General features: G+C 61.5%; 12 protein-coding genes and 2 pseudogenes. 11 read left to right on the forward strand and 3 right to left on the reverse strand.

Translation table 11 applies throughout. From position 1 onward, the window contains the following. Positions 1–132: 132 nt before the first annotated feature. Both xdhC and guaD read left to right on the forward strand, forming a co-directional pair. Positions 133–978 carry a xanthine dehydrogenase accessory protein XdhC gene (gene xdhC / locus ABI582_RS26775; protein ID WP_016488359.1) on the forward strand — a complete coding sequence of 282 codons (846 nt, stop codon included), beginning with the start codon at positions 133–135 and terminating at the stop codon, positions 976–978. Between the two features lie 10 nt (positions 979–988). Further along, positions 989–2,293, forward strand: a complete 1,305-nt coding sequence (gene guaD / locus ABI582_RS26780; protein WP_043197248.1) for a guanine deaminase — start codon at positions 989–991, stop codon at positions 2,291–2,293. Here the strand turns inward: guaD and aqpZ are convergent. Both aqpZ and ABI582_RS26790 read right to left on the reverse strand, forming a co-directional pair. After that, positions 2,290–2,988 (reverse strand): aquaporin Z, encoded by a 699-nt coding sequence (gene aqpZ / locus ABI582_RS26785; protein WP_019472843.1) that lies wholly within the window; start codon positions 2,986–2,988, stop codon positions 2,290–2,292. The genes guaD and aqpZ overlap by 4 nt on opposite strands. Positions 2,989–3,224: 236 nt before the next feature. Further along, positions 3,225–3,980, reverse strand: coding sequence for a GntR family transcriptional regulator (locus tag ABI582_RS26790; protein WP_012273431.1), 756 nt, complete (start codon positions 3,978–3,980; stop codon positions 3,225–3,227). 283 nt (positions 3,981–4,263) lie between these two features. Between ABI582_RS26790 and ABI582_RS26795 the strand changes: the two genes are divergently transcribed. The 3 genes and pseudogenes from ABI582_RS26795 (at position 4,264) to ABI582_RS26805 (ending at position 6,641) form a co-directional block, all read left to right on the forward strand. Beyond that, complete coding sequence (locus ABI582_RS26795; RefSeq protein WP_442120777.1) at positions 4,264–5,613, forward strand: NCS2 family permease; 1,350 nt, start codon at positions 4,264–4,266, stop codon at positions 5,611–5,613. A 260-nt stretch (positions 5,614–5,873) separates the two neighbouring features. Further along, positions 5,874–6,113: pseudogene (locus ABI582_RS26800) on the forward strand (RHS repeat-associated core domain-containing protein); the annotation flags it as partial. Positions 6,114–6,122: 9 nt separating this feature from the next. Further along, positions 6,123–6,641 (forward strand): hypothetical protein, encoded by a 519-nt coding sequence (locus ABI582_RS26805; RefSeq protein ID WP_442120779.1) that lies wholly within the window; start codon positions 6,123–6,125, stop codon positions 6,639–6,641. Between the two features lie 41 nt (positions 6,642–6,682). Here ABI582_RS26805 and uraH read toward each other — a convergent pair whose 3' ends face one another. Next, on the reverse strand, positions 6,683–7,036 hold the full coding sequence (gene uraH / locus ABI582_RS26810) for a hydroxyisourate hydrolase (RefSeq protein WP_003254328.1): 354 nt from the start codon (positions 7,034–7,036) through the stop codon (positions 6,683–6,685). A gap of 399 nt (positions 7,037–7,435) precedes the next feature. Here uraH and puuE point away from each other — a divergent pair, with 399 nt between their 5' ends. The 6 genes and pseudogenes from puuE to ABI582_RS26840 all read left to right on the forward strand — a co-directional run. Further along, the gene (puuE, locus tag ABI582_RS26815; RefSeq protein ID WP_016488363.1) at positions 7,436–8,362 is read left to right on the forward strand and encodes an allantoinase PuuE; all 927 of its coding nucleotides are present in this window, start codon (positions 7,436–7,438) and stop codon (positions 8,360–8,362) included. Continuing rightward, the gene (gene uraD / locus ABI582_RS26820) at positions 8,362–8,877 is read left to right on the forward strand and encodes a 2-oxo-4-hydroxy-4-carboxy-5-ureidoimidazoline decarboxylase (RefSeq protein WP_016488364.1); all 516 of its coding nucleotides are present in this window, start codon (positions 8,362–8,364) and stop codon (positions 8,875–8,877) included. Before puuE ends, uraD begins: the two co-directional genes overlap by 1 nt. 49 nt (positions 8,878–8,926) lie before the next feature. Beyond that, on the forward strand, positions 8,927–9,430 hold the full coding sequence (locus ABI582_RS26825) for an ureidoglycolate lyase (RefSeq protein ID WP_016488365.1): 504 nt from the start codon (positions 8,927–8,929) through the stop codon (positions 9,428–9,430). 43 nt (positions 9,431–9,473) lie between these two features. Next, positions 9,474–10,802 (forward strand): urate hydroxylase PuuD, encoded by a 1,329-nt coding sequence (locus ABI582_RS26830; RefSeq protein WP_016488366.1) that lies wholly within the window; start codon positions 9,474–9,476, stop codon positions 10,800–10,802. A 213-nt stretch (positions 10,803–11,015) separates the two neighbouring features. Further along, positions 11,016–12,371, forward strand: a complete 1,356-nt coding sequence (locus ABI582_RS26835; protein ID WP_012273436.1) for a nucleobase:cation symporter-2 family protein — start codon at positions 11,016–11,018, stop codon at positions 12,369–12,371. A gap of 140 nt (positions 12,372–12,511) precedes the next feature. Next, positions 12,512–12,635, forward strand: a pseudogene (locus tag ABI582_RS26840) (outer membrane protein OmpK); the annotation flags it as partial.

Genomic DNA, 12,635 nt, shown 5'->3' on the forward strand with positions numbered 1-12,635 from the left:
GCGAAAGGGGCGCGCAGCGGCCCCAGGATCTGCACAGGAATGAAGATTTTTGGGGCTGCCATGCAGCCCTTTCGCGGCACAAGGCCGCTCCTACACAAAGCCGACCGCGTTGCACTGAAGAGGATCTGCATCATGCACCAATGGATCAACGCCCTCGCCGACCACCAGTCCCGTGGCGAAGCCTGCGTGCTGGTGACCATCATCGAGGAGCGCGGCTCGACCCCGCGCAACGCTGGCTCGAAGATGGTGGTCAGCGCCAGTGGCCTGTTCGACACCATCGGCGGCGGCCACCTGGAATACAAGGCCCTGCACATCGCCCGGCAAATGCTCGAAGAGCAGCGCACCACCCCACACCTGGAGCGCTTTAGCCTTGGCGCCAGCCTGGGCCAGTGCTGCGGCGGCGTGACCGTGCTGCTGTTCGAGCCCATGGCCGCCGTGCAGGCGCAGATCGCCGTGTTCGGCGCGGGCCATGTCGGCCGGGCTCTGGTACCCTTGCTCGCCGCGCTGCCCTGCCGGGTGCGCTGGATCGATTCGCGCGAACAGGAATTCCCCGAGCTCATCCCCAACGGGGTGACCAAGGTCGTCAGTGAGGAACCGGTCGATGAAGTCGCGGGCCTGCCACCAGGCTGCTACTGCATCGTCATGACCCACAACCACCAGCTCGACCTCGAGCTGACCGCCGCCATTCTCAAGCGCAACGACTTCACCTGGTTCGGCCTGATCGGCTCGAAGACCAAACGGGTCAAGTTCGAGCACCGCCTGCGCGAGCGCGGCTACGACGAGGCCGTGCTGGCGCGCATGCGCTGCCCGATGGGCCTGCCGGAGGTAAAGGGCAAGCTGCCCATCGAGATCGCTGTGTCCATCGCCGGCGAAATCATCGCCACCTACAACGCCTGCTTCGGCCAGCACGACGCTGCTGCCAATGCCGGCCCCATTGCCCAGTTGCTGCCGCCCTCCCGGCGCAGCCAAGCTATTTGACGAGTGTGTTATGACCGTTACCCGCAAAGCCTACCGTGCCGCCATCCTGCACAGCATCGCCGACCCGGCCGAGGTGGGCCTGGAGGCTTCCCATGAGTATTTCGAAGACGGCCTGCTGGTGGTCGACGATGGCCGCATCAGCGCCATTGGCCACGCCAGCGACCTGCTGCCGACGCTGGACGCCGGCATCCCGGTGGAGCACTACCAGGACGCGCTGATCACCCCGGGTTTTATCGACACCCATATCCATTTCCCGCAGACCGGCATGATCGGCTCCTACGGCGAGCAACTGCTGGACTGGCTGAACACCTACACCTTCCCCTGCGAAAAACAGTTCGCCGATAAAGCCCACGCCGACCAGGTGGCGAAAATCTTCCTCAAGGAACTGCTGCGCAACGGCACCACCACCGCGCTGGTATTCGGTAGCGTGCACCCGGAATCGGTCAACGCCCTGTTCGAAGAGGCCGAGCGCCTGGACCTGCGCCTGATCGCAGGCAAGGTGATGATGGACCGCAATGCCCCGGACTACCTGACCGACACCGCCGAGTCCGGCTACGCCGAAAGCAAGGCGCTGATCGAGCGCTGGCATGGCAAGGGCCGCCTGCACTACGCCGTTACCCCGCGCTTCGCCCCGACCAGTACGCCAGAACAGCTGACCCTGGCCGGCCAGTTGCTCAAGGAACACCCGGGCGTGTACATGCACACGCACCTGTCGGAAAACCTCAAGGAAATCGACTGGGTCAAGTCGCTGTTCCCCGAGCAGAAGGGTTACCTGGACGTGTACGACCACTTCGAGCTGCTGGGCGAGCGCTCAGTGTTTGCCCACGGCGTGCACCTGTGCGACGACGAATGCCAGCGCCTGGCCGAAACCGGCTCGGCCGTGGCCTTCTGCCCCACCTCCAACCTGTTCCTCGGCAGCGGCCTGTTCAACCTGCCCCAGGCCGAGCGCTTCAAGGTCAACGTGGGCCTGGGTACCGACGTCGGCGCCGGCACCAGCTTCTCGCTGCTCAACACTTTGAACGAAGCGTACAAAGTGATGCAGCTGCAAGGCGCGCGCCTGCACCCGTACAAGTCGCTGTACCTGGCCACCCTCGGCGGCGCCCGTGCGCTGCGCCTGGACGACCGCATCGGCAGCCTGCGCCCGGGCAACGATGCCGACTTCGTGGTGCTGGACTACAAGGCCACGCCGCTGCTGGACTACCGCATTCAGCAGTCCAACAGCATCGAAGAGACCCTGTTCGTGCTCACCACCCTGGGCGACGACCGCACTGTGCGTGAAACCTACGCTGCCGGGCGTTGCGTGCACCAGCGCTAAGGCTCTTTTGCCAGGCCCCGGTACAGCGCGCCGCCGATTGCAGCACCGATCAGCGGCGCCACCCAGAACAGCCACAGCTGTTGCAGGGCCCAGCCACCGACGAACAAGGCCGGCCCCGTGCTGCGCGCGGGGTTGACCGAGGTATTGGTTACCGGGATCGAGATCAGGTGGATCAGGGTCAGGGCCAGGCCGATGGCGATCGGTGCAAAACCTGCCGGCGCCCGCGAATCGGTCGCACCCATGATCACCACCAGGAACATCGCCGTCATCACCACTTCACTGATGAAGCCCGCACCCAGCGTATAGCCACCGGGGGAGTGGTCGGCGTAGCCGTTCGAAGCCAGCCCCGAAGACAGCTCGAAACCGGCCTTGCCGCTGGCGATGAGGTAGATCACACCGGCCGCCAGAATGGCGCCAATCACTTGCGCGATCACGTAGGGCAGCAGCTCTTTGGCAGGAAAGCGCCCACCCACCACCAGCCCGAACGACACGGCAGGGTTGAGGTGGCAACCAGAGATATGGCCGATGGCAAACGCCATGGTCAGTACGGTGAGGCCGAAGGCGAAGGCGACACCGAGCACACCGATGCCGAGAGGGGAACTGGCTGCGAGTACAGCACTGCCACAGCCACCAAGGACCAGCCAGAAGGTGCCGATCAGTTCGGCACCCATGCGTTTACCGAGGGACATGCTCATGAATCCATTCCTCAAGAAGTTGAACGCAACGAATGCGCAAGCCCAACTGCTTGATGAAGGTTTGCTCACAAGAATTTAGCAGACCTTTGGCTGATGGCCAGAAATGACTGGGGGCCGCTTCGCGCCCCATTCGCAGCACAAGGCTGCTCCTACAGGCATCGCGTAACACCTGTAGAAGCAGCCTTGTGCTGCGAATGGGCTGCAAAGCAGCCCCCTTCAATCACCTTGGCAAACGATCAACCCTTGGCAGAAACCTTGGGCTTTTTCAGCAAATGCGAGAACACCGCATGCAGATCGTCCGAGGCGCTCTCCTCGTCCAGGTTCAGCTTGCTGTCGATGTGGTCCATGTGGTGCATCATCAGGCTCACGGCCTGCTCGGCATCACGCGCCTCGATGGCATCGATCAGCTGCATGTGCTCGTCATACGAGCAATGCGAGCGGTTGCCGCTTTCGTACTGGGCAATGATCAGCGAAGTCTGCGACACCAGGCTGCGCTGGAAGCTCACCAGCGGCGCATTGCCCGCTGCTTCCGCCAGCTTGAGGTGGAACTCGCCGGAAAGACGAATGCCGGCACCGCGATCACCGCGTGAGAAGCTGTCGCGCTCTTCGCGCACCATCTGCCGCAGTTCGTTGAGCTGATCCAGGGTAGCGTGCTGCACGGCCAGTTCGGTAATGGCCCGCTCCACCATGCGCCGCGAGAAGAACACCTGGCGCGCCTCTTCTACCGTCGGGCTGGCCACCACTGCACCGCGGTTCGGCCGCAGCAGCACCACACTTTCGTGGGCCAGGCGCGACAGGGCGCGGCGGATGATGGTGCGGCTGACGCCGAAGATTTCGCCCAGCGCTTCCTCGCTCAACTTGGTGCCCGGCGCCAGGCGCTGCTCGAGGATAGCCTCGAAAATGTGCGCGTAGACGATGTCGTCCTGGGTACCACTGCGGCCGGCCTTGCCGACACGTGCAGGTTTCTTCAGAGGTTGCAGCTGTTCGTTCATGGGCTCTCGAGGCACGAAGAGAAAGTATGGCGCCATTGTACACAGGCTGAGGCGATTCCGCAGGGGGCGTTTTACCTATATAGCCGTTGTACGACGCATTGCGCACACAAAACATAAAACATTATTTGCATTCTTTGTACACAAAAGCATAATCCACCGAGCAACTTCTTGACCCGCGAGTCAATAAAACGGTCAGACGTCTGCCTTCCCTCGCGGAGCCGCCAAGTGCATTGCGCAGGAAACTGGCTCCATAACAACAAGAAAGACTTGAGGAGTACTCGCTGTGGCAAGCCGCAAATCCGAAGCCCCTACGCTGGATCTCGCCCCACCGCTCGAAACAAGCTGGCTGGAGCGGATTTTCAAACTCAAGCAACACGGCAGCACCGTCAAAACCGAGATGATCGCTGGGGTGACCACCTTCATCACCATGGCCTACATCATTTTCGTCAACCCCAACATCATGGCCGACGCCGGCATCGACCATGGTGCCGCCTTTGTCGCCACCTGCATCGCCGCCGCGCTGGGCTGCCTGCTGATGGGCCTGTACGCCAACTGGCCGGTGGGCCTGGCACCGGGCATGGGGCTTAACGCCTTCTTCACCTACACCGTGGTCGGCACCATGGGCTACAACTGGGAAACGGCGCTGGGGGCGGTGTTCGTCTCGGGCGTGCTGTTCATGTTCCTGACCTTGTCGAAAGTGCGCGAATGGTTGCTGAACAGCATCCCGGTCAGCCTGCGCCATGCCATGGGGGCCGGCGTCGGATTGTTTCTCGGGCTGATCGGCCTGAAGACGGCAGGCATCATCGTCGACAGCCCCGCCACCCTGATCAAGCTGGGCTCGCTGCATGAGCCGGGGCCGCTGCTGGCGGCAATCTGCTTCCTGCTGATCGCCATCCTTAGCTACAAGCGGGTGTTCGGCGCGATCCTGATCAGCATCATCGGCGTCACCCTGGCGGGCTGGGGCCTGGGCCTGGTCAAGTTTGGCGGGGTGATGTCGATGCCGCCGAGCCTGGCACCGACCTGGATGGCCATGGACGTGGCCGGGGTGTTCAACGTCAGCATGATCAGCGTGGTGCTGGCGTTCCTGTTCGTGCACATGTTCGACACCGCCGGCACGCTGATGGGCGTGGCGCAGCGGGCCAACCTGGTGGCGGCGGACGGGCGTATCGAGAACCTGTCGAAGGCGCTGAAGGCGGACAGTGCTTCGAGTGTGTTCGGTGCAGTGGTGGGTGTGCCACCGGTGACCAGCTATGTGGAAAGTGCTGCCGGTGTTGCCGCAGGTGGCCGTACTGGCCTCACGGCTGTGGTGGTCGGCCTGCTGTTCATCGCCGCGATGTTCTTCGCGCCGCTGGCCGGGATGATTCCGGCCTACGCGACGGCCGGCGCGCTGATCTACGTGGCGATGCTGATGATGGGCAGCATGGCGCACATCCATTGGGACGAGGCCACCGACAGCATTCCGGCAATTGTCACGGTGATCATGATGCCCCTGACCTTTTCGGTCGCCGATGGTATTGCGTTGGGCTTCATCAGCTACGTCGCGCTGAAGACAGGTACTGGCAAGTACAAGGAAATCTCGGCCAGTCTGTGGGTGCTGTGCGCAATCTTCATTGCCAAGTTTGTGTTCCTTTAACCTCTATCTTCCCCCTGCAGGAGCGGCCTTGGGTCGCGAACGGGCTGCTAAGCAGCCCCAGACATCCCTTTCACGACGCAGATCCTGGGGCCGCTTTGCGGCCCTTTTCTACCAGTCCGACGTCCCGGCAAGGCCGCTGTTACAGAGACCGTGCCAGCCGGCAAGACTGATATTTTTGTCAGGTGCAAGGTGTACCGGGGCCTGATACAAATCATGCAGATCTCCAAGGTTTTATAACCAGAGGCTGACCAATGCACAGTATGGACCTCCCTGCATGTGCTTATACCCCGTATGGACACAGCAGACCTCGCAAAAACCATACTGGCTTCAATGGCGAACCCCAAGACGGGTTGACGGGTCTTTATCCGTTAGGCAACGGACATAGAGCGTACAGCCCGTCGCTCATGAGGTTTCACAGCCCAGACTCCCTGAGTCCTTTCAAAACGGGCGGACTCAACGCCTATAGCTACTGCTTAGGGGACCCGGTAAACCTGACAGACCCTTCTGGTATGTCCCCCGGTCTTTTCGAACAATTCAAAGGTCTGTTTAAACCAAGTAAAAAGCTCGCAGCCAGCACGTGGGACCTCACTGGAAAATCCCTGTTTCCAAGTCGTTCACAGTCCGAGCACGGCTTCATCGAAGGAAGAAGCGTGATCAATGAATACACCCAGAAACTCTCCACCAGCACACCCTTCCTAGAGAAGCTAGCCAAAGTGAACAGCAACCTGGCGAGCCATGGTGATGCTTCCTTGAGTCGCGAGCACGCACAGGCCTACGTCGAGATTGGACAACGCACTAGAAGCGGGAGTCTTTCCAACACTTCAGCCCATTTGCAGGCCGGCCTGGAATGGATGAAAGAGCAAGGAGCACCACGCCTGGTCGGCACATTCTTCAATCTGGGAGGGGCGTTGGCTGCGGGCGCTGAAGATCATGCATTGCTGAAGACAGGCAAGTCACTGCACGTTACACAACATGCCATACGCGATGATATTGCCACCGCCCAGACGAAAAAAAGCCCGCCAGTGTGAGAGCGGGCCAAAGGACCTACGAAGATTCTTCTAGCGACCAACTAGCTTCCACGATAGGTCGAATAGCTGTACGGCGAAATCAGCAGCGGCACGTGGTAGTGCTCCTGCGACTCGTCGATGCCAAAGCGCAGCACAACAACATCCAGAAACGCCTGGGCCGGCAACTGCACGCCACGGGCGCGGTAGTAATCACCCGCGCTGAACTGCAACTGGTAAACACCGGTGCGGTAGTCGTCACCCTGCAGCAGCGGCGCGTCGACGCGGCCGTCGCTGTTGGTCAGGGCGGTGTTTACCAGCTCCAGCTGCTGGCCTTCGACGCGGTACAGCTCGACCTTGATCGAGCTGCCCGGGCAGCCATGCGCGGCATCCAGTACGTGTGTGGTCAAACGTCCCATTGCGTGTCGCCTCTTGTTCAATCTGTGGGCAAAAAATACTCAGCCATCGCACCAGCATAGCGCCTGCGGCAGGCGGGAATGACGCCATTAAGACATTTCATCGCAAAATTGTACACAATTTTTTAAAGCCATCCGTCGCACCCAGCATTTCCTGCCACTAAACGACCCATCGGTCGCAAATACAGGCCCTGTAACGAGGCAAACGTCATTAGCTGACCAATCAGGCAGGTTTCTTGCACTGTATTTCCCGGTCGCTGCGCGGCGACAAAAGGGAAGAAATGCGGAAAAACAGGCTTACAAAAGATTTCAGAAGTTGTATACAATCAGCCCATCCGGTGGTGCGACATACCGACGCGGCCCGCCCACCACCCGCACTAACGCACAAGAAGGAAGACTGCAGTGAGCGCTGACTACCCTCGCGACCTGATCGGTTACGGCAACAACCCTCCTCACCCGCAATGGCCGGGCAACGCTCGCATCGCGCTGTCTTTCGTGCTCAATTACGAGGAAGGCGGCGAACGCAACATCCTGCACGGTGACAAAGAGTCCGAAGCCTTCCTGTCCGAGATGGTCGCTGCCCAGCCGCTGCAGGGCCAGCGCAACATGAGCATGGAGTCGCTGTACGAGTACGGCAGCCGTGCTGGCGTGTGGCGCCTGCTGAAGCTGTTCAAGGACAGCGGTGTGCCATTGACCGTGTTCGCCGTGGCCATGGCCGCCCAGCGCCACCCCGACGTGATCCGCGCCATGGCCGAAGCCGGCCACGAGATCTGCAGCCACGGCTACCGCTGGATCGACTACCAGAACATGGACGAGGCCCAGGAGCGCGAGCACATGCTCGAAGCCATCCGCATCCTCACCGAACTCACCGGCGAGCGCCCGGTGGGCTGGTACACCGGCCGCACCGGCCCGAACACCCGCCGTCTGGTGATGGAAGAAGGTGGTTTCCTGTACGACAGCGACACCTACGACGACGACCTGCCCTACTGGGAGCCGAACAACCCCACCGGCAAGCCGCACCTGGTGATTCCCTACACCCTGGACACCAACGACATGCGCTTCACCCAGGTACAGGGTTTCAACTGCGGCGAGCAGTTCTTCCAGTACCTCAAAGACGCCTTTGATGTGCTGTACGCCGAAGGCGCCGAAGCACCGAAAATGCTCTCCATCGGCCTGCACTGCCGCCTGGTCGGCCGCCCGGCACGCCTGGCTGCACTCAAGCGCTTCGTCGATTACGCAAAAAGCCATGACCAGGTCTGGTTCGCCCGTCGCGTGGATATCGCCCGCCACTGGCACGCCACCCACCCGTACAAGAAAGAGAACGCCTGATGACCGCCTTCAACACCCTCAAGCCCTCCGCCCTGAGCCGTGACGCCTTCGTCGAGGCCTTCGCCGACATCTACGAGCACTCGCCGTGGGTTGCCGAAAAAGCCTACGACCTGGGCCAGCTGAGCGAGCTGGACGAGATCGAGGCGCTGCACCAGCGCATGAGCGACATCCTGCTCAGCGCCAACCACGCCGACCAGCTGGCGCTGATCAATGCTCACCCGGACCTGGCCGGCAAGGCCGCCATCCAGGGCGAGCTGACCGAATCGAGCACCAACGAACAGGCAGGCGCCGGTATCCACCAGTGCACCGCCGAAGAGTTCGCCCGCTTCACCGAGCTGAACGATGCCTACAAAGCCAAGTTCCAGTTCCCGTTCATCATGGCGGTGAAGGGCAGCAACCGGCACCAGATCCTCGCCGCCTTTGAAAAACGCATCCACAACGATGCCGATGCCGAATTCAAGGAAGCCCTGGCGCAGATCAACCTGATCGCCCTGTTCCGCCTGCTGCAGTTGTAAGCGACAGCCGAACCTTTTTCAGTACAACGAACATATAAGAGAGACCCGCATGCGCACCCTGATGATCGAGCCCCTGACCAAAGAAGCCTTCGCCCAGTTCGGAGACGTGATCGAAACCGACGGCAGCGACCACTTCATGATCAACAACGGCTCGACCATGCGCTTCCACAAGCTCGCCACGGTCGAAACCGCCGAGCCCGAAGACAAGGCGATCATCAGCATCTTCCGCGCCGACGCGCTGGACATGCCGCTGACCGTACGCATGCTGGAACGCCATCCGCTGGGCAGCCAGGCTTTCATCCCGCTGCTCGGCAACCCCTTTCTGATCGTGGTCGCGCCCGTTGGCGATGCACCTGTATCAGGCTTGGTCCGCGCCTTCCGCAGTAATGGCAGGCAGGGCATCAATTACCATCGCGGCGTTTGGCACCACCCGGTGCTCACGATCGAAAAGCGGGATGATTTCCTGGTGGTTGATCGCAGTGGTTCTGGCAACAACTGCGATGAGCATTACTTCACCGAGGAACAGATGCTGATCCTCAATCCCCACCAATAAGAAAAGGTCGATCATCGCTAGGTGATCGGCAGAGGTACATACTGTGGAAGCACACCTTCACGAATGGCTGAACCTGAGCATTCGCTGGGTTCACATGATCACCGGTGTCGCCTGGATCGGTGCATCGTTCTACTTCGTCTGGCTGGAGAACCACCTGAACCGAAGCAACCCGCGCGATGGGTTGTCGGGTGATCTCTGGGCAATTCACGGCGGTGGTATCTACCACCTGGAGAAATACAAGCTCGCACCCCCGAAAATGCCCGAGAACCTGCACTGGTTCAAGTGGGAAGCCTACTTCACCTGGATGTCCGGTATCGCCCTGCTGTGCGTGGTGTTCTACTGGAACCCGGCGCTGTACCTGCTGGCCCCTGGCAGCACCCTGAGCGGTGCCGAAGGCGTGGCCATCGGTATCGGCTCGCTGATCGCTGGCTGGTTCATCTACGACTTCCTGTGCGACTCGCCCCTGGGCAAGAAGCCAGCGCTGCTCGGCGGTGTACTGTTCGTGCTGATCATTGCCGCGTGCTGGGGCTTCAGCCTGGTGTTCAGCGGCCGTGGTGCCTACCTGCACACCGGCGCGATCATCGGCACCATCATGGTCGGTAACGTGTTCCGCATCATCATGCCGGCCCAGCGCCAGCTGGTGGCGGCGATCGAGAACAACCAGACGCCCGACCCGGTACTGCCGGCCAAGGGCCTGCTGCGCTCGCGTCACAACAACTACTTCACCCTGCCGGTGCTGTTCATCATGATCAGCAACCATTTCCCGAGCACCTACGGTAGCCAGTACAACTGGCTGATCCTGGCCGGTATCGCAGTAGCCGCGGTTCTGATCCGCCACTACTTCAACACCCGCCACGACAGCAACAAGTACGCCTGGACCCTGCCGGTCGGCGCCCTGGCGATGATCTGCCTGGCCTACGTCACCGGTCCGAAACCGATGGCCGTAAGCCCTGAGCAAGCCGCAGCGAAAGTCGAGTACCAGCCGCTGCCTGCAACTGCTGTCGGCGGCAAGACCGCTGCCGAGCAGCGCGCAGAGGACGCCGCCAAGGCTGCCGAAGCGCCGGCTGCACCTGCGCAAGCACCGGCCCAGGCCGCTGCCCAGGCCGGCGGTGGCGACTTCGACAAGATCCACAATGTCATCCAGGAACGCTGCACCGTGTGCCACTCGTCCAAACCGACCAGCCCACTGTTCAGCGCCGCCCCTGCCGGCGTGATGTTCGACACCCCGCAGCAGATCCAGGCCCAGGCCGCGCGCATCCAGGCGCAAGCGGTCGCCAGCCAGATCATGCCGCTGGGCAACATCACCCAGATGACCACCGAAGAGCGCAAGCTCGTCGGCGACTGGATCGCCAAAGGCGCCCAGGTCAACTGAAACACCCTCCTACAAGGCGACTGAGTCCCCTGTAGGAGCGGCCTTGCGCCGCGAAGAGGCCGGTAAACCCGGCCTCAAACTTGAAGATTCACGCAACAAGCAAGCATCGAGCGTTCAACTGCAAGCGGGAACCCCAGTCTCTCTTCACCGAGAAACTGCCGCTTGGAGCTTGCCGCTTGGATCCGAGAATAAAAACAAAACTCGAGGTGCTGCATGTCCGAGTCACGCAAGGCGTATATCCCCATTGCGCCGCCGCGCGAACCCTTGCCCTTGTTCCAACTGATCCTGGTTGGCCTGCAACACGTTCTGCTGATGTATGGTGGCGCCATTGCCGTGCCGTTGATCATCGGCCAGGCCGCTGGGTTGTCCCGTGAAGAAGTCGCTTTCCTGATCAACGCCGACCTTCTGGTCGCTGGCGTCGCCACCATTATCCAGTCGTTCGGTATCGGCCCAGTGGGCATCCGCATGCCGGTGATGATGGGTGCCAGTTTCGCTGCCGTCGGCAGCATGGTAGCCATGGCCGGCATGCCCGGCGTAGGCCTGCAGGGGATCTTCGGCGCGACCATCGCCGCCGGGTTCTTCGGCATGCTGATCGCGCCGTTCATGTCCAAGGTCGTACGTTTCTTCCCGCCGCTGGTCACCGGTACGGTGATCACCTCGATTGGCCTGTCGCTTTTCCCGGTGGCGGTCAACTGGGCCGGTGGCGGCCATGAAGCTGAAACCTTCGGCTCGCCGATCTACCTGCTGGTGGCCGGCCTGGTGCTGGCGGTCATCCTGCTGATCAACCGCTTCATGCGTGGCTTCTGGGTCAACGTGTCGGTGCTGGTGGGCATGGGCCTTGGCTATATCCTGGCCGGCTCCATCGGCATGGTCGACCTGTCTGGCCTGAAAGACGCTCCGTGGTTGCAGGTGGTAACCCCACTGCACTTCGGCATGCCGACCTTCAGCCTGGCGCCGATCCTGTCCATGTGCCTGGTGGTGGTGATCATCTTCGTCGAGTCCACCGGCATGTTCCTGGCCCTGGGCAAGGTGACTGATCGCGAAGTTACGCCAGGGATGCTGCGTCGAGGCCTGTTGTGCGATGCCGGTGCATCGTTCATTGCCGGCTTCTTCAACACCTTTACCCACTCCTCGTTCGCCCAGAACATCGGCCTGGTGCAGATGACCGGGGTGCGCTGCCGCTTTGTCACCATCGTGGCCGGTGCACTGCTGATCCTGCTCAGCCTGCTGCCAAAAGCGGCCTTCCTGATTGCCTCGATTCCGCCAGCGGTACTGGGCGGCGCGTCCATTGCCATGTTCGGCATGGTCACCGCCACCGGGATCAAGATTCTTCAGGAGGCGGACATCGGCGACCGCCGCAACCAGCTGCTGGTGGCGGTGAGCGTCGGCTTCGGGTTGATCCCCGTGGTGCGTCCGGAGTTCTTTGCCCAGATGCCGCAGTGGATGGAACCCATCACCCACAGTGGTATCGCCATGGCCACGGTCAGTGCCCTGGTGTTGAACGTGCTGTTCAACATCCTCGGTGGCGCCGACCGCGCGGTGCACAACGACGCCTGTCACCAGCATTGAGCCATAAGGGGCGGCGCTTTGCCGCCCCTTACTCACATCTGCAGTAACCGCTACGCCGTCGACCCGCCGGAATGGGTCGCCCGGGGCGCCTGCGCGCCAAAAACACCGCCAACAAAAACAATAAGTCCGGGAATCACAACATGAAGCGCATCACCACGTCCCTGTTGTTGGGCAGCAGCCTGCTGGCCACCCTACCCTCCCATGCAGGCGAATGGCTGCAATGGCATGGCGAAAGCCTGACCTACCTGTATGGCAAGGACTTCA

The sequence above is a fragment of the Pseudomonas sp. SAS7 genome (assembly GCF_052112345.1).
GTDB lineage: Bacteria > Pseudomonadota > Gammaproteobacteria > Pseudomonadales > Pseudomonadaceae > Aquipseudomonas > Aquipseudomonas putida_Q.

What these genes read in the sequence shown, in the direction of transcription:
- xdhC (WP_016488359.1), top strand. Translation starts at nt 133, where the DNA reads ATGCACCAATGGATCAACGCCCTCGCCGACCACCAGTCCCGTGGCGAA.
- guaD (WP_043197248.1), top strand. Translation starts at nt 989, where the DNA reads ATGACCGTTACCCGCAAAGCCTACCGTGCCGCCATCCTGCACAGCATC.
- aqpZ (WP_019472843.1), bottom strand. Translation starts at nt 2,988, where the DNA reads ATGAGCATGTCCCTCGGTAAACGCATGGGTGCCGAACTGATCGGCACC.
- ABI582_RS26790 (WP_012273431.1), bottom strand. Translation starts at nt 3,980, where the DNA reads ATGAACGAACAGCTGCAACCTCTGAAGAAACCTGCACGTGTCGGCAAG.
- ABI582_RS26805 (WP_442120779.1), top strand. Translation starts at nt 6,123, where the DNA reads ATGTCCCCCGGTCTTTTCGAACAATTCAAAGGTCTGTTTAAACCAAGT.
- uraH (WP_003254328.1), bottom strand. Translation starts at nt 7,036, where the DNA reads ATGGGACGTTTGACCACACACGTACTGGATGCCGCGCATGGCTGCCCG.
- uraD (WP_016488364.1), top strand. Translation starts at nt 8,362, where the DNA reads ATGACCGCCTTCAACACCCTCAAGCCCTCCGCCCTGAGCCGTGACGCC.
- ABI582_RS26825 (WP_016488365.1), top strand. Translation starts at nt 8,927, where the DNA reads ATGCGCACCCTGATGATCGAGCCCCTGACCAAAGAAGCCTTCGCCCAG.
- ABI582_RS26835 (WP_012273436.1), top strand. Translation starts at nt 11,016, where the DNA reads ATGTCCGAGTCACGCAAGGCGTATATCCCCATTGCGCCGCCGCGCGAA.